Source organism: Nocardioides panacihumi (assembly GCF_039530925.1).
In the GTDB taxonomy this organism is placed as follows: domain Bacteria; phylum Actinomycetota; class Actinomycetes; order Propionibacteriales; family Nocardioidaceae; genus Nocardioides; species Nocardioides panacihumi.
The window spans coordinates 94,620-115,154 of the sequence record NZ_BAAAPB010000008.1 but is presented as its reverse complement, the minus strand read 5'-3'; the positions used below and the strand labels follow the sequence as shown (position 1 = coordinate 115,154).

At 71.3% G+C, this 20,535-nt stretch carries 13 protein-coding genes; 3 read left to right on the top strand and 10 right to left on the bottom strand.

From position 1 onward, the window contains the following. Window position 1: 1 nt before the first annotated feature. Window positions 2–244 (top strand): DUF6458 family protein, encoded by a 243-nt coding sequence (locus ABD205_RS21495; RefSeq protein ID WP_344048483.1) that lies wholly within the window; start codon window positions 2–4, stop codon window positions 242–244. Between the two features lie 81 nt (window positions 245–325). On the opposite strand, the gene ABD205_RS21490 is transcribed toward ABD205_RS21495, so the two are convergent. The 7 genes from ABD205_RS21490 to ABD205_RS21460 form a co-directional block, all read right to left on the bottom strand. After that, window positions 326–3,805: an ATP-binding protein gene (locus tag ABD205_RS21490; RefSeq protein ID WP_344048481.1), complete on the bottom strand. Its 3,480-nt coding sequence runs from the start codon at window positions 3,803–3,805 to the stop codon at window positions 326–328. Next, window positions 3,802–4,527 carry a DUF4194 domain-containing protein gene (locus ABD205_RS21485; RefSeq protein ID WP_344048479.1) on the bottom strand — a complete coding sequence of 242 codons (726 nt, stop codon included), beginning with the start codon at window positions 4,525–4,527 and terminating at the stop codon, window positions 3,802–3,804. Before ABD205_RS21485 ends, ABD205_RS21490 begins: the two co-directional genes overlap by 4 nt. After that, window positions 4,524–6,017: a DUF3375 domain-containing protein gene (locus tag ABD205_RS21480; RefSeq protein ID WP_344048478.1), complete on the bottom strand. Its 1,494-nt coding sequence runs from the start codon at window positions 6,015–6,017 to the stop codon at window positions 4,524–4,526. Before ABD205_RS21480 ends, ABD205_RS21485 begins: the two co-directional genes overlap by 4 nt. 106 nt (window positions 6,018–6,123) lie before the next feature. Then, on the bottom strand, window positions 6,124–8,514 hold the full coding sequence (locus ABD205_RS21475) for a beta-xylosidase/alpha-l-arabinosidase (RefSeq protein WP_344048476.1): 2,391 nt from the start codon (window positions 8,512–8,514) through the stop codon (window positions 6,124–6,126). 62 nt (window positions 8,515–8,576) lie between these two features. Further along, a complete protein-coding gene (locus ABD205_RS21470; RefSeq protein ID WP_344048474.1) occupies window positions 8,577–9,461 on the bottom strand; it encodes a carbohydrate ABC transporter permease in 885 nt (294 codons plus the stop codon). Beyond that, the gene (locus ABD205_RS21465) at window positions 9,458–10,480 is read right to left on the bottom strand and encodes a carbohydrate ABC transporter permease (RefSeq protein ID WP_344048472.1); all 1,023 of its coding nucleotides are present in this window, start codon (window positions 10,478–10,480) and stop codon (window positions 9,458–9,460) included. Before ABD205_RS21465 ends, ABD205_RS21470 begins: the two co-directional genes overlap by 4 nt. Window positions 10,481–10,489: 9 nt before the next feature. Beyond that, window positions 10,490–11,809, bottom strand: coding sequence for an ABC transporter substrate-binding protein (locus tag ABD205_RS21460; protein ID WP_344048470.1), 1,320 nt, complete (start codon window positions 11,807–11,809; stop codon window positions 10,490–10,492). A gap of 146 nt (window positions 11,810–11,955) precedes the next feature. On the opposite strand from ABD205_RS21460, the gene ABD205_RS21455 reads away from it, so the two are divergent. After that, window positions 11,956–12,990 (top strand): LacI family DNA-binding transcriptional regulator, encoded by a 1,035-nt coding sequence (locus ABD205_RS21455; protein WP_344048468.1) that lies wholly within the window; start codon window positions 11,956–11,958, stop codon window positions 12,988–12,990. Window positions 12,991–13,021: 31 nt separating this feature from the next. On the opposite strand, the gene ABD205_RS21450 is transcribed toward ABD205_RS21455, so the two are convergent. The 3 genes from ABD205_RS21450 to ABD205_RS21440 all read right to left on the bottom strand — a co-directional run bounded on the left by ABD205_RS21450 (window position 13,022) and on the right by ABD205_RS21440 (window position 19,519). Continuing rightward, on the bottom strand, window positions 13,022–15,997 hold the full coding sequence (locus ABD205_RS21450; RefSeq protein ID WP_344048466.1) for a bifunctional [glutamine synthetase] adenylyltransferase/[glutamine synthetase]-adenylyl-L-tyrosine phosphorylase: 2,976 nt from the start codon (window positions 15,995–15,997) through the stop codon (window positions 13,022–13,024). A 4-nt stretch (window positions 15,998–16,001) separates the two neighbouring features. Next, window positions 16,002–17,339, bottom strand: a complete 1,338-nt coding sequence (locus tag ABD205_RS21445) for a glutamine synthetase family protein (protein WP_344048464.1) — start codon at window positions 17,337–17,339, stop codon at window positions 16,002–16,004. 143 nt (window positions 17,340–17,482) lie between these two features. Next, window positions 17,483–19,519 carry an NAD(+) synthase gene (locus ABD205_RS21440; RefSeq protein WP_344048462.1) on the bottom strand — a complete coding sequence of 679 codons (2,037 nt, stop codon included), beginning with the start codon at window positions 19,517–19,519 and terminating at the stop codon, window positions 17,483–17,485. A 127-nt stretch (window positions 19,520–19,646) separates the two neighbouring features. On the opposite strand from ABD205_RS21440, the gene panB reads away from it, so the two are divergent. Next, window positions 19,647–20,513, top strand: a complete 867-nt coding sequence (gene panB, locus ABD205_RS21435) for a 3-methyl-2-oxobutanoate hydroxymethyltransferase (RefSeq protein ID WP_344048460.1) — start codon at window positions 19,647–19,649, stop codon at window positions 20,511–20,513. Window positions 20,514–20,535: the final 22 nt, after the last annotated feature.

The window sequence follows — 20,535 nt, the reverse complement described above, 5'->3', positions numbered from 1 at the left end:
GATGGGTTACGGACTCGGTGCTTTTCTACTCGCCGTGGGGCTCATCCTCGCCCTCGCGGTCAACGCCAGCGTGAGCGGGATCGACCTGCAGATGGTCGGCTGGATCCTCGCCATCGTCGGCGCTGTCGTCATCGTGCTGACCGCCATCACGTGGAACCGCGCCCGCGGTACGCGGACCGTCGCTACGCGGACGCACGCGGACGGGACGCAGACCCAGGAGGAGCGCCGCACGAGCGACTTCTGACAGACACACGCCGCTGACGAGGGCGGGCGGAGAGCCAGGTACGGCGCTCCGCCCGCCCTCGTCTTGCGCCACGGGCTCGGATCACCGTGCGGGGTCGGGCTCCTCCACGTCGGTGATCGGCGTGATCCACGACTGGTGGGTCGCCGCGTTCTTCGTGATCGCGAGCAGCTCGTCCATGTGCGGCTCCAGGCCCGTCACCTTGTCGAGTGGCACGCCGATGATGAGCTGGAACCCGAGTCCCTTCCAGGCCCGCACGGCACGGCCGGCGAACTCCGAGTCGGCCTTGACGAAGCCCTCGTCGAGGAACACCGGCGCGAAGCGGGGCCGCGAGCGCATCTCGTCGCCCAGGCGGAACCGCAGCGCGGAGCCGACGATGAAGGCCACGAGCTCCTGCGACTCACCGCCCGACTTCTCGCCCAACGTGCGGTAGGTGGCCCGCAGCTCGCCGGTCAGGTGGTCGTAGCGCTCCGCGCTGACCTCGACATGGCGTCGTACGTCGAGCAGGCGGTCACGCTCGCTCACACCCTCGACCGTGTGCTCGGGCCTGCGCAGTTGTTGCATGAAGCGGCTCAACTGCGCGAAGCGCGCCTCCATGCCCGCCTCGTCGAGCTCCCGGGTGGCGCCCGACGACAGCGTTCGCAGGTCCTTCATGAAGACCTGGACGTGGGCCGGCGCCAGTCGCCGCAGCCGGATCCGCAACCGGTCGCCGGCCGCGCCGAACTCGAGTCGGCGCAGGATCGCGTTGATGGGCTCGAGGCGGTCCTCGATCTCCTCGATGCTCGCCGCCATCGCGCCGAGCAGAGGCACCAGGTCCTGACCGCTCCACTCGGTGAGCCGGCGCCGCCACTCCGAGCGCCGCTCAGCGAGGCCGGTCGCCCGGATCTCCCCGAGGATCCGGGCGTAGTCGGGGTAGCTCTCCGCCGTGGCGCCCAGGTTGGGTGACTCCCACTGGAACTTGTAGGCACGGAAGATCGCCGCGAGGTCCTCGTCGACCCGCTTGAGCTCGGCCTGGGCGTCGGCGACGGCCTGTCGCAGCCGCTCGTCGAGGCGCTGCGAGTTGGCGTGGAACCGGTCGAGATCCTCAGGGTCGTCGGGGGCGGTGGCCGCAGCGAACTCCGCGGCCAGGCTCGCCTCGTGCTCCGCGGTCAGGATCACGCGGCCCGCGCGCTCCATCTCCTCCACGCGGTCGTTGACGATGTCCTCGGAGTCGACCAGCTCGCCGTGCTCGTCTGCCAGCCGCTTGTGCTCCTGGTCCAGCCCGAAGCGCAGCTTGCGGGCATCCTCCAGCCGGGTCTCCAGGTCGACGATCTGGTGCTCGAGCGCCTCCAGCTTGTCGTCCGCCGAGAGGATCTCGGCGCGGCGCGCCTCGATCTCTGCGATGCGCCGGTCGCTGCCGGTGACGTCGAGGTCGTCGAAGCGAGCGACCGCCACGGCGTCGTACGCCGACCGACGCCGTCCGAGCACCGCCAGCTCCGCGTCGAGGCCGGCCACGTCGGCGTCGAGCGTGGTGAGCTCCCGCTCGAGAGCCGCGAGCTCGGCGTCGATCTCGGCGATCGCCTCCTCGTTGGAGAAGCCGATGATGTTGCGGTGGTCACTGCGACCGTGCGAGCCGCGGCGGCCGTTGCGGGTCTGCCCCGCCTCGGTGACCCTCAGGCCGGCACCACCCAGGTCGTCGGGCGACTCGACGCAGAGGGCGTTGCGTGCCGGCTCCGCGACATGTCCCTGCACCCAGCCCGAGAACGGGGAGTCCTTGTAGAGCAGCTTGCCGGCGATCCGCTCAGGGTCGCCGGGCCCCGTCCCGGGAAGGTCGAGATCGACGCCCTCGAAGGTGAGTCGCCCACGCAGTCGGAGGCCGTCGATCCGGCGGGAGAACTCCTCGAGCCGGTCCAGCGGCACCAGCATCACCCGGGCCGAGCCGCCGAGCACGGTCTCGATCGCTGTGCGCCAGCGGCCTTCCTCGGGTGCGACGTCGATCAGCTCGGCGACGAAGGGCAGCTCGTCGACGGAGAGTCCGCTCGCCGCGGCCACCTCAGCACGCAGCTCGTGGAGAGCGACCGGCACCCGACCGGCGCGGCTCTCCAGCGACGAGCGCTCGCGGGTCAGCTCGCCGCGGCGCTGCTGCAGCGGGTAGCGGCGGCCGACGGCCGTGTCGCGGGCCTCGGTCAGGTCGCGCTGCTCGGCCTCGTGGCCGGCCAGCCACTCGCGGGCCACCGTCTGGAGGCGGGCGAACTCCTCGCCCGTCTCGAGCGCCGCCTCGCCCCAACCACCGTCGGGGTCGGTCACGTCGAGGATCGGCAGGAGCCGCTCCTGCAGCTCGGCGCGACGCGACATGCGCGCCTCGCGGGCGATCCGCTCCTGCTCGAGCGTCGCCGCGAGCGTCTGCAGGGTCGAGCCGCCGGCGTCGCGGTGGGCGGCCTTCGCCGCTTCCAGGTCCTGCTGCAGGGCGGCCTCGGCCGCCGTGCTCGCGGTGAGCGCCTCACCGGTCGCGGCGCGGTCGGCACGGTTCTTCTCGCTCGCCGCCTCCAGCAGACGCTGATGGGTCTTGAGCAGCCACAGTCGCAGGGGCGTGTCGCCGGCGAGCGTCACGCCGTAGGAGTCGAGGTCGGCCGATCGCTCGGCGGCCTCGACCTTGCGCTCGGCCAGCCCGGTGATCGGCTCGAGGAGCTCCAGCTTCAACTCCTCGGTCCGCATCGCGGAGTACGCCGAGTCGAGGTCGTCGAAGTGCTCGACGGCGCGGTCAGCGGCGGCGTACGTCGCCGGACGCTCGAGCACCATGTCCTTGTAGAGCTCGTCGACGCTGCGCACCTGGTTGCCGGCCTGGATCCGCGCCAGCAGCCGCAGCGCCTTGGCCCCGTCGCCGTTGGCGCCGATCCCGAGCCGGGCGTGGAGCACGGCGGCGAACTCGGCATACGTCTTGTGGACGCGGATCCCGGGGAACAGCTTCTTGACGGTGTTGGCGTGGAAGCGGTCCGGGACGGCGACCTCGAGAGACTCCAGCGACAGGGCGCCGTCGAGGGAGGCGAGCTGCATCTGGACCTCGCCGGAGCGGGTCGCGCGTCGCGGCACGTAGTAGGTCCGCAGCGCGGTGAAACGGCGGCCCTGGTCGTTGACGAACGTCATCGCGACCGCGCCCCAGGTGTCGGCCCCCTTGCCACGCAGGAGCTTCTCCACGGGCCGGCCGGTGCGCGGGTCGTCGACGACGTCGACGGCGCCGCGCAGGTAGGAGAGCAGGTTGCGCTGGCCCGCGCTGCGGGCGCGGCCTGCGACGGCGTCGTTGGACGCGCCGTTGAACTTGGTGTCCGACGGCATCATCAACGCCGTGTAGGCGTCGAGGATGGTCGACTTCCCGACACCCGAGGCACCGGAGATCATCGTCGCGTCGCCGTGCAGCGGCACCCGGGTCAGGCCGCCGAAGCCGCCCCAGTTGACCAGCTGAAGGAGCTCGGCACGCCACTGCAGGGTGTCGTCGCCCGGAGTCGCGACGCTCTCCCGGTCGAAGAGTCCGTCGTTGGCGATGGACTCGTCGAACTCGACGTCGTCGCCGAGAGCCTCGGTCGTCACTCCGACACCTCCTGCTCGTCGTCGAAGAGGTCGGCCGGCTCGGCCTCCGGCTCGGCGCCGTTGGCCTTGCGCAGCGACTCGAGCAGGTCGCCCAACAGGTCCAGCGGGAGCAGCGGCTCCACGGCCTCACTGATCTCGAAGCGGTCCTCGTGCGATCCCGGGATGAGCAGTCCGGCCTTCGACAGGGAGGTGACCGCGTTGCGCGCCCGCTTCTCGTCGCCCGCCTCGTCGGTGGCGTGGGCGGGGCGGAAGCTCGCGACGTACTCCGTCAGGTCGTCGCGGTCGACGAACACCCGTCCCTCTCCCGTCGCCGCGGCCGCGCGCAGCCGGTCGCGAAGGTGCACCAGCACGATCGTCTCCTCGCGACTCCAGGCGGCGTCGTAGAGCAGCGTCGGGAAGCGGTCGCCCGCCTCGCCGGTCGCCTGCCGCTTCCACGCGACCTCCCGGGTGTGGTCGATCGCGAGCTCGAGGAACAGGTCGTTGAGCCGGGACTGGAGGACGCGCCGGTGGTCGACCAGCACCTGCCAGTCGCGCGGGTGGGTCCGCGCGCTGATGAAGCGCTGCTTGAGCAGCAGCACGAGGCAGCGGCGCTGGGCGAAGTCCAGTCCGCCCTCGTCGCCCTCCCAGAGCGACACGGACGTCGCGTCGGCGAGGTCGGCCTCGAACTCCCCCATCGCGTCGGTCGGCACGCTCTCCGGGGCCCAGTCGTCGTCCAGGGTCATCGGCTCTTCTCCAGGTCGTGGCCAAGATCGGGGTCGGGCAGCGGCAGGCGCGGGACGTCGAAGGTCCGGTTCGTGCCGTCGGGTCGCAGGGCGGCGTACTCCTCGGTGTGCTCCTCCGCGCTCCAGCCTTGGTCAGCGGCCAGGTGGAGGAGTCCGAATATCTCGACGGGTCTGCGCAGTGACGGCTCGAGCGTGTCGAAGACCGCGCCCAGGGACGCGGCGGGGTTGGCGCTGCTGAGGGCAGCCTCGAGTCGCTCGCGCAGCGACGGCAGCTGTGGACCGCCCTGCGCGACGAGGTCCGCCAGCGCCAGACCGGGCGCGCCGGCGGCTTCGTCGAGGTCGATCCGATCGGGCAGTACGTCGTCGGCCGGGTCGTAGAACCGTTCCCGCAGGTGCTCGACGGAGGCTCGGGCCGGCAGGAGAGCCACGTCGTGGGTGGCGCGCGGACCGGTCCTGGCCATCCACGTCATGAGCTCCGACTCCACCTCACGCAGCGTCTGCGCGAGCTCGCGGTCGCGGGCCGCGTCGTGGGAGACGATGTACTCCTTCAGCGTCGCCGTGACCTTCGACCGCTGGGCGAGGACGCGGTCCAGGCCGTCACGCACGAGCCTGACCGTCCCGCGCAGCTCCGCACGGTCGGCGTCCGCGAGGATCCGGTCTGAGACCGGGTGCTCGAGGAGCGCTGTCAGGTCCTGGCGCAGCTGGCTGACGAGGGCGTCGTCGCGCAGCAGCGCGAAGGCCCCCTCGAAGGCGCGGCCCTCCTGGGTCGACGTCATCAGCGCATCGGCACGGGCGAGGTATTCGTCGATCACCTGACCGGCGGGACGGTCCTCGGCCCGGAACGCCGCCAGGATCTCACCGCGGATCTGCGCGAAGCGCTCGTCGACCCGCGCGAAGTCGGCGGGCAGCGCCGAGATCAGCGAGAGGAGCTCGGTGAACCCCTCCGCCATGTAGTCGTCGGTCGCGCTCACCATCTCGGCGCCGTCGACCAGCCGGTCACGCTCCGCCTGCAGCCGCGCGATCTCGGCGTTGAGGATCGTCACGCGTGCGGCCCGGTCGGGGTTGGCCTCGGAGTTGAAGCGGCGCACGGTGCCCAGGATCGTCGCGATGCGGTGCTCGCTGAGGGAGGCCCGGTCGCGCGAGAGGTTCTTCACCAGCTCGAGCGCCTGCTGGGCGTGGGAGGTCAGTGCGTAGACCTCCTGGTCCCGCTCGTCGAGGGAGCGCACCAGCCACTGCCCGCGCATCCAGCGTTGGCAGAGCTCCTTGCCGGTGCCGTTGGGCACGTCCGTCTCCCCCGCCAGCCGGATCTCGGCGAGGTGCTCCTCGACCTGCGTGTGCAGCCGCGCCGTCGGGATCGGCACGTTGTTGCGCCCGAAGGCCGCCCGGAAGATCGTGATGACGACCGGCGCCTGCCGCTGGTGAAGGAGTGTCAGGGTCGGCTGGGAGAAGGCGCTCTTGACGCGCGCGAGCTCCCCCGCGATGTCGCTCATCCCTGCCCCCCATGTGCGGCTCTGCCCTCGGTGCGAGGCGTCAGTGTTTCAGAGGGCACCGACATCGCCGGGCACCGGTGGGGGCGCGTCGTCGTCGACCGCGGCCTCAGCCCGGGGTGACCTCGGCGGTGACGATGCGCGGATCGGCGCGCGTCACCCGGTGTACGCCGCCCGTGAGCCGCACGAGCGCCCGGTCGACCCGCGCGCCGACCACCGGGGCGGACGCCGCCGAGGCCGCTGCGGCGCTGCCGGCGAGCCCCTCGGCGACGGCGGTGGCGACCTTCTCACCGGCGGAGGCCGCGACCCACACCTCGACGTCGCCCGGCTCGACCACGCGGGTCATCGAGCGGTCCGAGAAGGCCAGCCGCGTGGTCGGCACGGTGAAGCGGACCACCGCCGACTCTCCCGGGCCCAGCGCGACCCGCTGGTAGCCGAGCAGCTGCGACACGGGCCGGACGATGGACGCGACCAGGTCGCGGCCGTAGAGCTGCACCACGTCCGTGCCGGCCACCCGACCGATGTTGCTGACACGGACTGCGACCTCGAACGTCCCGTCCGTCGCCGCCTCGGTGTCGGCGGAGAGCTCGCTGTAGGCGAAGGAGGTGTACGACAGCCCGAACCCGAACGGCCGCACCGGCGTCGGGTCCGTCGACGTCACCTCCGACGGACCGCCGAGGAGCGGCTGCAGGTAGGAGTAGGGCTGTGCCCCCGCCGACCGCGGCAGGCTCACCGGCAGGCGCCCGGAGGGGTTGACGGCGCCGGTGAGCACGTCGACGATCGCTCGCCCGCCCTCCTCCCCCGGGAAGAACGCCTGGAGCACGGCGGCCGGCACGGGTCCGCCGTCCAGAGCCCAGCCGACGGCGTACGGGCGTCCGGTGACGAGCACGAGCACGACCGGCGTACCCGTCGCGACGACCGCCTCGACCAGCTCGCGCTGGACGCCCGGGAGCTCCAGTGACTCGGCGTCGTTGCCCTCGCCGACGGTTCCGCGCCCGAAGAGCCCGGCCTGGTCGCCCATGACGAGCACCGCGACGTCAGCCGCCGCGGCCGCCTCGACCGCTGCCGGAAGACCCGACCGGTCCTCGCCGCCCACGTCGCAGCCGGCGACGACCGTCAGCGTCGCGTCCGGCAGCTGCGCGCGCAGCGCGTCGGCGACGGTCGGCGCGGCGAAGCCGAGCGGCACGCCCGGCTGATGGGCGAGCACGTGGTTGGCGAACGAGTAGCACCCCATCAGCGCCTCGGCCCGGTCGGCGTTGGGGCCGATCACGGCGACGTTCGCGGGAGCGCCACTCCCGCGCAGCGGCAGCACGCCGTCGTTGGACAGCAGCACGACCGACTCCGCGGCGAGCCGGTGCGCCAGCTCCCGGTGCCGGGGCGAGTCGAGGTCGATGGCGGCCGGCGGTGCGCCCGAGAAGTCGGCGTCGAGCAGCCCGAGCTCCTCCTTCTGCGCGAGCGCGCGCAGCACCGCGCGGTCGACGAGCGCCTCGTCGACCTCTCCGCGTCGGATGAGGGCGGCGAGCGGTTCGAGGTAGGCGTCCCCACTGGGCAGCTCGACGTCGACACCGGCCTCGAGGGCGAGGGCGGCCGCACGTCCGCGGTCGGCCGCCACCGCCTGCATCACGGAGAGGAAGGCCACGCCGAAGTAGTCAGCGACCACCACCCCGTCGAAGCCCCACTGCCCCCTCAGGATCTCGGTGAGGTGCTCGGCCGAGCCGTGCAGGGGGACGCCGTCCACGTCGTTGTACGCCGCCATGACCGAACGGACGCCGCCGTCGACGACAGCCATCTCGAACGGCGGCATGTAGATGTCGGCGATCTCGCGCGGCCCGGCGGAGACCGGTGCATGGTTGCGGCCGGCGCGCGAGCCGGAGTAGCCCACGAAGTGCTTCAGGGTGGCGTGGACGCCCTGCGCCTGCAGCCCCTTGACGTACGACGTCCCGATGGTGCCGACCAGGTAGGGGTCCTCGCCGATGGCCTCCTCCGTGCGCCCCCACCGCGGGTCACGCACGACGTCGAGCACCGGCGCGAGGCCCTGGTGGATGCCGAGCGCCCGCATGTCGGCGCCGATCTGCGCCGCCATCTCCTCGACCAGCGCCGGGTCGAAAGAGGCGCCCCATGCCAGGGGCGTCGGGAACGTCGCCGCCGTCCACGCCGCGAGCCCGGTGAGGCACTCCTCGTGCACCAGCGCTGGGATCCCGAGCCGCGTCTCCGTGACGAGCCGGCGCTGCTCCCCCCACAGCCAGGCGGCGCGCTCGACCGGGTCGACCGGGCGGGTGCCGTAAGCGCGGGTGTAGTGCCCGATGCCGTGCTGGGTGACCTCGGAGAGCTCGCCCGAGCGTGCGTTGTTCATCTCGCCGGCCATCGGCGCGACGACCTCGCCGCCGTGGTCGAGCCAGTAGCCCACGATCTGGGCGAGCTTCTCCTCGAGTGTCATCCGGGCGTGGAGGTCGGCGACGCGGCCTGAGACGGGCGGCAACGCGACGGGGTGAGTGGTCACGGCAGAGCTCTTTCAGATCAACAGCTGGTGGGGGGTGGGAGGGTCAGGGCGCGGGCCGGCTTTCAGCCCTTGACTGCGCCCTGCAGGCCGCCGACGATGCGGCGCTCGAACAAGGTGAAGAACAGCAGCGCGGGCAGCATCGACAGCGACGTGAAGGCGAGCACCTTGGCCGTGTCGGTGGAGTACTGCGAGCTGAACACCTGGACGCCGAGGGGCAGCGTGAAGCTCTCGGGCGAGTTGAGGATGAACAGCGGCAGCAGGTAGCTGTTCCAGCTCGCGACGAAGGCGAGGATGCCCGTCGTCAGCACCCCGGGGATCGAGAGCGGGAGCACCATCCGCAAGAAGAACGCGAGCCGGCCGCAGCCGTCGACCGCTGCCGCCTCCTCGATCTCGAGCGGGATCGCCTGCAGGAACGGCACCAGGATGATGATGGTCGCCGGGAGCGCGAAGCCGATCTGAGGGAGGATCACGCCGATCCGACTGTCCAGGAGCCCGAGATCCTTGAGCAGCAGGAACAGCGGGGTCACCGCGACCGTGATCGGGAACATCAGACCCGACGCGAACAGCGCGAACATCAGGCCGCGACCGCGGAACCTGTACCGGGCCAGGACATAGCTCGCCATCAGGCCCAGAGCGACGACACCGACCGTGGTCACGGCCGCGACCAGCGCCGAGTTGAAGAACTCGGTCCAGAACGTCGACGAGCCGAGGACGTCGGTGTAGTTCGACAGCTTCCACGGATGCGGCAGGCCGGCGGGGTCCGTCGTGATCTGGGAGTTGGTCCGGAAGCCGCCCAGCACGATGTAGACGACCGGGGCGAGCGTGAGGCCGATGACGACGAGCGCGATGAAGTACGTCGCCGGGCTGCCCCACGGCTGCTTGGGCTTCGGTGCCCTGGACGGCTTGGTGCGCCGGGCCGTGCCGGCCTCGAGTGCGGACGTGGTCATCGGGCCTTCCCTTCGGAACCGGCGACGTCGCGACGCAGCACCAGCCTCTGGTAGACGAGTGCGACGAAGAGCGAGATGAAGAACAGCACGACCGCCACGGCGTTGCCGTAGCCGTAGTTGCCGGCCAGGCGGCCGTTCTGGACCATGTAGGTGGCCATCGTCGAGACCCCGGCGACGCCGGCGACGTACTGACCCCACACGATGTACACGAGGTCGAAGAGCTGGAGCGCGCCGATGATCGACAGGAACGCCCAGATCCGGATCGTGGGGCCGAGGAGCGGCAGCGTGATCCGCCACTGCGTCTGCCAGTAGCCCGCGCCGTCCATCGTGGCGGCCTCGTAGAGCTCCTCGGGGATGTTCTGCAGGCCGGCCATCAGCAGGATCACCGCGAAGCCGATGTACTTCCAGGTCAGGATGACCATCAGCGTCCAGATCGCGATGTGCGGGTTGCCGAGCCAGTCGACGTGGACGCGCCCGAAGACGTGCAGGTCCGTCAGGATCGCGTTGACGGCGCCCTGGGTCTGGAGCATCAGGCTCCAGCCCGTGCCGGCGATGATCTCGGAGACCACCCACGGGACGAAGACGAGCACGCGGATGATCGACCTGCCGCGCATCTTCCTGTTGAGCAGCAGCGCCAGCAGGATCGCGACCGGGCCCTGGATGAGCAACGAGAGCGCGACGATCTGGAAGTTGTGCAGGACCGCGTGGCGGAACGCCGGGTCGGACAGGATGACCTTGTAGTTCTGGAACCAGACGAAGTCGGTGGGCTTGCCGTAGCCGTGCCAGCGGTAGAAGCCGTAGTACGCCGCCATGAAGACCGGCAGGATCACGAACAGGACGAAGACCGCGATCGCCGGTCCTGCGAGCAAGGTGATCTCGAAACGCTGGCGCCAGCCGATCCGGCTGCTACGCGGGCCACGCGCGGCCGGGGACGGCGCGTTGCCCGCGCCGTCCCCGCCGCTCGTGACACCGCCGCCGAGTGTGCTCGCCGCTGCGGACGAGACCTGGGTGTCACTCATGGAACTCGACTACCCCTTGGCCGCGGCCTGGTTCACGCTGTCGACGATGTCCGCAACCGAACCCTTGCCGGCGAGCATGTTGACGACGGCCGTGTTGAGCGCGTTGCCGATGTTCTGGCCGTAGAGCGTGTCGAGCCACATCGAGATGTACGGCGCGTTGTTCGCGGCGTCCATCGCCGCCCGCAGCGTCGGGTCGGCGACCGTCGTCTGTGCCTGCTTGTTCACCGGGATCGACTGGAACGCCGTGGCGTACGCCTTCTGCTGGTCGGCGGTGACGAGGAAGTTGAGGAAGTCGGTGCACTGCGCCTTCGGGGCCCAGGCCGAGCAGGAGTAGCCGTCGGCGCCACCCATGATCGCGCTCTGGTCACCCGCGCCACCCGGGACGGAGACGAACGGGAAGAAGCCGAGGTCCTTGAGCGGCTTCTGGTCGGGGGTCAGGGAGGCGATCACGCCCGGGTCCCAGGCGCCCATGAGCTCGGAGCCGGCCTTGTGGTTGGCCACGAGACCCGCGGACGAGCCGGCCCCCTGCTGGGCCGAGGTGTTGAGGAAGCCCTCCTGGAACGGCTTGGTCTTGACGAAGGCCTGGAGGTCGTCACCGGCCTTGGTCCAGCACGCGTCGTCGAACTTGAGGCTCTTCGCCGTGTCGTTCAGTGTCTGCTGGCTGCACTCGCGCAGGGCGAACCAGTAGTACCAGTGCGCAGCCGGCCACGCGTCCTTGCCACCGACGGCGATCGGCGCGACGCCGGCGGCCGTGAGCTTGGTGTTGGCGGCCTCGAGCTCCGCGAGGGAGGACGGCGGCGTGGTGATGCCGGCCTTGCTGAACACGTCCTTGCTGTACCAGAACCCGCCCGGGAGGATGTCCACCGGCATCGCGTAGGTCTTGCCGTCGACGTTCTCGGTGTTCCACGCGCCGGCGGAGACGTTGGTCCTCGCGTCGGCCGAGATCGAGTCGCTGATGTCCAGGATCTGGTTGGCGTCGACCATCGCCTGGAGCTTGCCGCCACCACGCTGGAGGAACAGGTCGGGCGCGGTGCCCTTGCCCGCCTGGAGCGCGGTCTGGAGCTTGCCGTCGAGGTCCTCGTTCTGGACGCTCTGGACCTTGATCGTCACCTTCGGGTGAGCGGTGTGGTAGGCCGCGGCGGCGTCCTTGAAGTACTGCACGCCGGGGCCGGTCGTGGAGTTTGTCCACAACGTCATCGTGACCTTGGCGTTCGGGTCGCCCTGCGACGAGGACGAGTCGCTGCCGCCACAGGCGGCAGTCGACAGGAGCAGGCCCGCGGCGGCGACGGCAAGCGCCGCTCGCCCGGCTCGGGTGGGAGTGAAGGACATCAAGCACCTCGTTGAGTACGGGTCGGCGTGTGAAGGACGCCACAACGTCGCGAAGCCTCTCAACTGGTCAGCGGTCGTGTCAATCGTTATCGATAACGATTTCGTGACTGGGGTCACAGCGCCGCTGATCCGATAACGTCAGCGCCGTGACGACAGCCGACCAGCCCCGCAGGTCCACCCGGGCGACGATCGTCGACGTCGCCCGCGAGGCCGGCGTCTCCGTGGCGACCGTGTCCAAGGTGATCAACGGGCGCTACGGCGTCTCCGAGAGCACGACCGAGCGGGTGCTCGGCGTGATCGACGACCTGGGCTACGAGTCCTCGCTCGTCGCGAGCAGCCTGCGCCGCAAGAGCACCAACGTCATCGGCGTCCTGGTGGCGGAGTTCGAGCCCTACTCCGCAGAGCTCCTCAAGGGCATCTCCGCCGGCCTGGCCGGCACCGGCTACGAGCTCCTCGCGCACGCGGGCAGCACCGACGTCCACAGCCGCTCCGGGTGGGAGCGCCGCTCGTTGTCCCGGCTCGGCCGCACGCTCATCGACGGCGCCATCGTCGTGACACCGTCGATGCTGATCACCGACCAGGCCGACATCCCCGTCGTCGCTGTCGACCCCCACACGGGCCCCGACGGGCCTGCCACCGTCGACTCCGACAACCTCCACGGCGCCCGGTCGGCCGCCGACCACCTGGTCGCTCTGGGCCACCGGCGCATCGCCTTCCTCGGCGGACGCCCCGACCTGCGTTCCGCCCAGCTGCGCGAGGAGGGCTTCCGCGCCTCGTTGCTCGCCGCGGGCCTGACCCCCGATCCCGACCTGATGAAGGTCGGTGGCTATCACCCCGACCTCGCCGAGGCCCCGGCACGCGAGCTGCTCAGCCTGCCGCCCGACCGGCGCCCGACCGCGGTGTTCGCCGCCAACGACCTCTCGGCCCTCAAGGTCCTCGAGGTCGCGCGCGAGCTGGGCCTGCGGGTGCCCGAGGACCTCTCGGTCATCGGCTACGACAACGTCCCCGAGTCGGCCAGCAGCACTCCCCCGCTGTCGACGGTCGCCCAGCCGCTCCACGAGATGGGCGTGACCGCCCTGCGCATCCTCCTCGCGATGCTCGCCCAGCAGCCCGTCGAGCGGCACGTGCGGATGCCCACCGAGCTCGTCGTACGCGCCAGCACCGCCCCGCCTCCTGCCTGAGGTACGCCGACCGCGACCGTCCCGGGCCGGGTCAGCCCCAGAACACCCGGTCCACGACGCCGCGCGCCAGCCGAGTCAGTCGCAGGTAGTCGTTCACGAGCTCGTCGGTGGACCCGGCCGGGTAGCCCATGATCGCCGCGACCGCCCGTCGCTCCCGAGCGGCGTGCGGCAGCTGGTCCGAAGGTCGTCCCCGCACGAGAGTGACGGCGTTGCGAATCCTGCTGGCCATCCGCCACGCCTCGTCCAGCACCACGGCGTCCTCGTCCGCGACCAGCCCGGCGTGACGCGCCGCGGCCAGCGCGTCCAGCGTCCGGCTCGTCCTCAGGCCGACCACGTCGTGCGCGTGGCGCAGCTGCAGCAGCTGCACGGTCCACTCGATGTCGGCGAGCCCCCCGCGGCCGAGCTTGAGGTGCGTCGCAGGGTCGGCCCCGCGCGGCAGTCGCTCGGCGTCGACCCGTCCCTTGATGCGCCGGATCTCGTGGATCTCGTCGTCGCCGATCCCACCCGCGGGATAGCGCACCGGGTCGATGAGCGCCGTGAAGGCCGTGCGCAGCTCGGCGTCGCCCACCACGGCGTCGGCACGCAGCAGCGCCTGCTTCTCCCACGCCGAGTGCCACTTCTCGTAGTAGGCGGCATAGGCGTCGAGCGTCCGCACGAGCGGACCGGACCGCCCCTCGGGTCGCAGGTCGGCATCCACGATGAGCGCCGGGTCGCCACCGGAGAGTGCGAGCAGCCGGCGCAGCTCGGTCGCGACTGCCAGGGCGTAGGACGACGCGACCTGATGGTCGACACCGTCCGCCGGCCGGTGCACGAAGAGGACGTCCGCGTCGGAGGCGTAGGACAGCTCGAACCCGCCGTACCGGCCCATGGCCACGATCGCGATGGCCGTCGGCGCCTCGGCGAGCCCCCGCTCGGCGCGGACGGCCTCGCCGACGACGTGAAGGGTGGCCTCGAGGGTGGCGTCGGTGAGGCGGGTCAGCCCCTCGCTGACCGCCATCACGTCGCTGAGCCCGACGACGTCACCGGCGGCGATACGAAGCAGCTCGCGGCGTCGTACGCCGCGGATGGCCCGCACCGCCTGCTCGGCGTCGTCGCGTCGCCGACCGGCCGCGAGCATCTCGTCGACGACCGGCTCCGTCGCGCGCGGCTCGAGGGACTCGCCGAGCATCCGCACGCCCTCCGGCTCACGCTCGAGCAGGGTCGTCGCGTAGCGCGACGTCGACAGCAGCCGCGCCAGCCTCTCGGCGACCATCCCCTCGTCGCGCAGGGTGCGCAGATACCAGTGCGTCTCGCCGAGCGCCTCGCTGATCCGCCGGAAGCCGAAGAGTCCGGCGTCGGGGTCGGGCCCCTCGGCGAACCACTGCAGCATCACCGGCAGCAGCGCCCGCTGGATGTCGGACGCGCGCCGCAGTCCCTGCGTGAGCGCCTCGAGGTTGCGCAGGGCGGCGGCCGGGTCGTCGTACCCGAGTGCGGCGAGGCGACGGGCGGCCGACTCCGGCGAGAGGCGGCCGACGTCGCCGGGGATGCGCGCGACGGCGCTGAGCAGTGGTCGGTAGAAGAGCTTCTCGTGCAGTCGCCGTACCTCCCGGCGCTGGCGCTGCCACTCGGCGACGAGCGACTCGATCGGCTCCTTGAGATAGCCCATCCCCCGCCCGAGCCTGCGCAGCGACGGCTCGTCGTCGGGCACGACGTGGGTGCGGCGCAGGCGGTGCAGCTGGATGCGGTGCTCGAGCGTGCGCAGGAAGGCGTACGCCGTGTGGAGCGTCTCCCCGTCCTCGCGACCGACGTAGCCGCCGTCGGTGAGCGCTGCGAGCGCCGACAGCGTCGACGGCGAGCGCAGCCGCTCGTCGGCGCGCCCGTGCACGAGCTGGAGCAGCTGGACCGCGAACTCCACGTCCCGCAGGCCGCCCTCCCCCAGCTTCAGCTCGCGGTCGGCCTCCTTGAGCGGCAGGTGCGCCACCACCCGGCGGCGCATCGCCTGGGTATCGGCGACGAACCCGTCCCGCTCGGCGGCGCGCCAGACCAGTGGCTGCACGCGCTCGACGAACGCCTGGCCGAGCTCCAGGTCACCCGCGGCCGGACGCGCCTTCAGGAGGGCCTGGAACTCCCAGGTGCTGGCCCAGCGCTCGTAGTAGGCGCCCATCGCGGCCAGCGTCCTGCTGAGCGGGCCGGCCTTGCCCTCGGGCCGCAGGGCCGCGTCGACATCCCAGATCCGCCCCTCCGCGGTCAGCTCGCCGCAGACCGCGATGAGCTGGCTCGCGAGCTGCGTGGCGACCCGCAGCGCGGTCTGCTCGTCCGCGTCCTCGGCCGGCTCGTGCACGAAGACGACGTCGACGTCCGAGACGTAGTTGAGCTCGTGGCCGCCGCACTTGCCCATGGCGAGAACAGCGAGCCGGGCGGCCCCGGCGTTCGGCACGACGCTGCGTGCGACGGCGAGGGCGGCGTCGAGCGTGCCGACGGCGAGGTCGGAGAGCTCGGCGGCGGTGTCCTCCAGGGGGAGGTCGTGGGCGAGGTCGCGCGCGGCGAGGCGGAGCAGGATGCGGCGATACTCCACACGCAGGGCGTCGAGCGCCGCCCTGCGGTCGAGCGACGCGGCGGGGGCCGGGTGCTGCGGGTCGGCGCCGACCGCCCGCAGCAGGTCCGCCCTCATGGCGTACGCCGGCGCACGCGTCGACCCCAGGACCGGATCCGTGAGCTCGCGCCAGTGCTCGGGGTGGCGGTGGAGGTGATGCCCGAGCGCCTCGCTCGCTCCGAGCACGCGCAGCAGCCGCATCGCCGAGCCCTCGTCGTCGGCGAGCGTGTCGAGCAGCTCGGCGCCGTCGTCGCCGGCCGCCTCGACGAGCCGTGCGAGCGCCGCGACCGCGAGGTCCGGGTCGGCGACGAGCCCGAGCATCGCAAGGATCGGCTCCGCCGCCGGCCCGAGGGCCTGCAGCGTCGCCTCGGCCGTGTCCGGGTCGGTGAACCCGAGTCGAAGCAGGTGCGTCTTCCCGCTCGCCCGTCGCGTCATGCGATCAGAGGACCGGCAGCATCTTGTCGCGCTCGAAGGCGGAGACGACGCCGCGGTACTCCTGCCACTCGACCCGCTTGTTGCGCAGGAAGAAGTCGAAGACGTGCTCGCCGAGCGTGTCGGCCAGCAGGTCGGACGTCTCCGCCAGCCTGATCGCCTCGTCGAGGCTGGCGGGCAGCGGGTCGAGGCCGAGCGCGCGTCGCTCGCGGTCGGTGAGCGACCAGACGTCGTCCTCGGCCTCGCGGGGCATGTCGTAGCCCTCCTCGATGCCCTTCATGCCGGCCGCGAGCACGGCGGCGAACGCGAGGTAGGGGTTGCAGGCCGCGTCGATCGTGCGCACCTCGACGCGGGTCGACTGACCCTTGAGCGGCTTGTACATCGGCACGCGCACCATCGCCGAGCGGTTGTTGTGACCCCACGAGACGTGCGTCGGCGCCTCGCTGCCGGTCACCAGCCGCTTGTAGGAGTTGACCCACTGGTTGGTGACGACGCTGATCTCGGGCGCGTGCCGCAGCACGCCGGCGATGAACTGCCGCCCGATCTTCGACAGGCTGTACTCGGTCCCGGCCTCGTAGAAGGCGTTGGCATCGCCCTCGAAGAGGCTGACGTGGGTGTGCATGCCGGAGCCGGGGTGCTCGGTGAACGGCTTGGGCATGAACGACGCCCAGATGTTCTGACTCAGCGCAACCTCGCGGATCACGGTGCGGAACGTCATGATGTTGTCGGCCGTGGAGAGCGCGTCGGCATAGCGCAGGTCGATCTCCTGCTGGCCGGGGCCGCCCTCGTGGTGGCTGTACTCGACGCTGATGCCCATCGCCTCGAGGTTGGTGATCGCCTCGCGACGGAAGTCCGCGCCCATCGACTGCGCCGTGTGGTCGAAGTAGCCGCTGTGGTCGACCGGCACCGGGGGCCGCCCGTCCTGAGGCGCGTCCTTGAAGAGGTAGAACTCGATCTCGGGGTGGGTGTAGAAGGTGAAGCCCTTCTCCGCCGCCCGCGACAGGGTCCGCTTGAGCACGAACCGCGGGTCGGCGTACGACGGGCTGCCGTCGGGCATCACGATGTCGCAGAACATGCGCGCCGTGGCCGGCCCCTGGTCGCGCCACGGCAGGATCTGGAACGTCGACGGGTCGGGCTTGGCGAGCATGTCGGACTCGTAGACCCGGGCGAAGCCCTCGATGGCAGAGCCGTCGAAGCCGATCCCCTCGGCGAACGCCGCCTCGAGCTCGGCGGGCGCGACGGCCACCGACTTCAGGAATCCGAGCACGTCGGTGAACCACAGCCGGACGAACCTGACGTCGCGCTCCTCGAGCGCCCGGAGCACGAAGTCTTCCTGCTTGCCCATGAGCGTCACCCTAGTGGCCTGGTGCGTTCGATCGGGCGGAGTCCCCGGTTAACCGGGGACTCCGGAACTTCCGGGCCTTCACAACACCCCGGGAGTTCCGTTCTTCCCTGGGTCGAGTGACCGCTGGGACTGCTGTGACGGACCTAGAAGAACGGCACCTGCTCCAGGTCGGACAGCCACGCGGCCGGCGAGGCGTCGGACGGCATCCGCCAGTCGCCACGAGGGCTCATCGTGCCGCCGTTGCTCACCTTCGGTCCGTTCGGCAGGGCCGACCGCTTGAACTGGTTGGCGAAGAACCTCTTGATGAACACCTCCAGCCACGACCGGACCTCCCCGAGGTCGTAGTCCACGTGCTTGGCGTCGGGGTAGTTCGGCGGCCACTCACCGGCCTTGGCGTCGTGCCAGGCGTGCCAGGCCAGGAAGGCGATCTTCGTCGGCCGGGCGCCGTTGCGCACCAGGTGGTAGAGGTTGAAGTCCTGCAGTGCGTACGGGCCGACGACGGCCTCGGTGCTCTGCGGCTTCTGTCCCGACTCGACCGGCACCAGCTCGGGGCTGATCTCCTGGTCGAGGATCGTCTGCAGCACCTTCTCGGTGCGCTCGTCGAACTGCCCGGTCGAGATCACCCAGCGGATCAGGTGCTGGATGAGCGTCTTCGGGACGCCCGCGTTGACGTTGTAGTGCGACATCTGGTCGCCCACGCCGTACGTGCACCAACCGAGCGCGAGCTCGGACAGGTCGCCGGTGCCGAGCACGATCCCGCCACGCTGGTTCGCAGCGCGGAACAGGTAGTCCGTGCGCAGCCCCGCCTGGACGTTCTCGAAGGTCACGTCGTAGACCGGCTCGCCGCCCGCGAACGGGTGGCCGAGGTCGTGCAGCATCTGCCGCGCCGCGGGCGTGATGTCGATGGTCTCGTACGTCGTCCCGAGCGCCTCCATCAGCGCTACGGCGTTGCCCTTGGTCTCCTCGGAGGTGGCGAAGCCGGGCAGCGTGAACGCGAGGATGTCGCTGCGTGGCCGGCCGAGCCGGTCCATCGCGTTGGCCGCGACGATGAGCGCGTGGGTGGAGTCGAGGCCACCACTGACTCCGATGACGATCTTCGGGCTGCTGGGGATCGAGCGCAGCCGCTGCTCGAGCCCGGTGACCTGGATGTTGTAGGCCTCGTAGCAGTCCAGCGCGAGCCGGTCGGCGTCGTCGGGCACGAACGGGAACCGGTCGACCTTGCGGAGCAGGCCGATGTCCCCCTCCGGCGGGTCGAGCACGAACTCGACCACCTGGAACTCCTCGTCGACGTCGACCGCGCGGCGGTTGTCGTCGAACGTGCCCTGCCGCAGCCGCTCGGCCCGGATCCGGCCGAGGTCGACGTCGACGACCGTGCGCCGTGGGCCGTCCGGGAAGCGCTCGGACTCACCCAGCAGGTCACCGAGCTCGTAGACCATCGTCTGGCCGTCCCAGGAGAGGTCCGTCGACGACTCCCCCGGACCGGCGGCGGTGTAGACGTAGGCGGCCGCACAGCGCAGGCTGCTGCTCTGCACCAGCTGGCGGCGGCTCTCGCTGCGGCCGACGGTGACGGGGCTGGCGCTCAGGTTGAGCAGGACCGTGGCTCCTGCCAGGGCCGCCTCCGCGCTCGGCGGCACCGGCACCCACATGTCCTCGCAGACCTCGACGTGGATCACGAGGTCGCGCAGGTCCGTCGGGCGGAACAGCAGGCGCGGGCTGACAGGCACCTCCTCGCCGGCGAGGACGAGCACGCCGTCGATGTCGTCCCCCGGCGCGAACCAACGGCGCTCGTAGAACTCGCGGTAGGTCGGCAGGTTGGACTTCGGCACGACGCCGAGCACCTCTCCACCGCTGATGACGACTGCGGCGTTGAGCACGCGGTTGCCGTGGACGACCGGCGCTCCGACGACGATGACCGGCCGCAGCTCCTCGGACGCCTCTGCGATCTCGCTGATCGCCACCTCGACCGTGGCCAGGAGGGTGTCCTGGAGGAACAGGTCGTCGATCGCGTAGCCCGACAGGCACAGCTCGGGGAAGACGGCGACCGCGACCCCCTCGTCGTGGCACGCGCGCACCTGCTCGATCACCGTGCGGGCGTTCGTCGCCGGGTCGGCCACCGCGATCGGGATGGTGACGGCCGCGACCCGGGCGAAGCCATGGGCGTAGGCGGAGTAGAAGTCCACGTCGCGAGTCTAGGGATGGCGCGCCGGTGACGAGCGCCACAGCGCGCAGGAGCCGTCCTCGGACTAGCGTGGATGACGGTCCGTGGACTCCATCAGGGAGCCGCGAGATGGCACGAAAGGCTCGACGATGAGCAGCACACCCTCCTCGAGCGAGGAGACGGCGCCGTACGGCGCTCCCACCGCAGCGACCGCCCCGGCGGTCAAGAAGGTCCGCACCCACCACCTGCGCGAGTGGAAGGAGGCGGGCGAGAAGTTCACGATGCTGACGTCGTACGACGTGATGACCGCGCGCCTCTTCGACGAGGCGGGCGTCGACACGCTCCTCGTCGGCGACTCCAGCGGCAACACCGTCCTCGGCTACTCCACGACGGTGCCCGTCACGCTCGACGAGATGATCACCATGGCCCGAGGCGTCACGCGCGGGGCCACCCGTGCACTCGTCATCGGGGACATGCCGTTCGGGACCTACCAGGCCAGCCCGGAGCAGGCGTACCTCAGCGCCGCGCGGCTGATGAAGGAGGCCGAGGTCGCCGCGGTCAAGCTCGAGGGCGGCGTCGAGATGGCACCCCAGATCCAGCGGCTCACCCAGGGCGGCATCCCCGTCTGCGCGCACATCGGGTTCACCCCGCAGTCCGAGCACGCACTCGGCGGCTACCGCGTCCAGGGTCGCGGAGACGCCGGCGAGCGACTGCTGCGCGACGCCCACGCCGTCCAGGAGGCCGGCGCGTTCGCCGTCGTCCTCGAGATGGTGCCCGGCGACGTCGCGGCGCGGGTGACCAAGGAGCTCACGATCCCCACGATCGGCATCGGCGCGGGGAACCAGACCGACGGCCAGGTGCTCGTGTGGCAGGACGCGTTCGGGCTCAACACCGGCCGCGTGCCGCGCTTCGTCAAGCAGTACGCCGACGTGCACTCGGTCCTCCTGGAGGCCGCGCGCGCCTACACCGCCGACGTGAAGGACGGCTCGTTCCCCGCGCCCGAGCACACGTTCTGAGGGGTGTCCCGGGGGCGGTCGG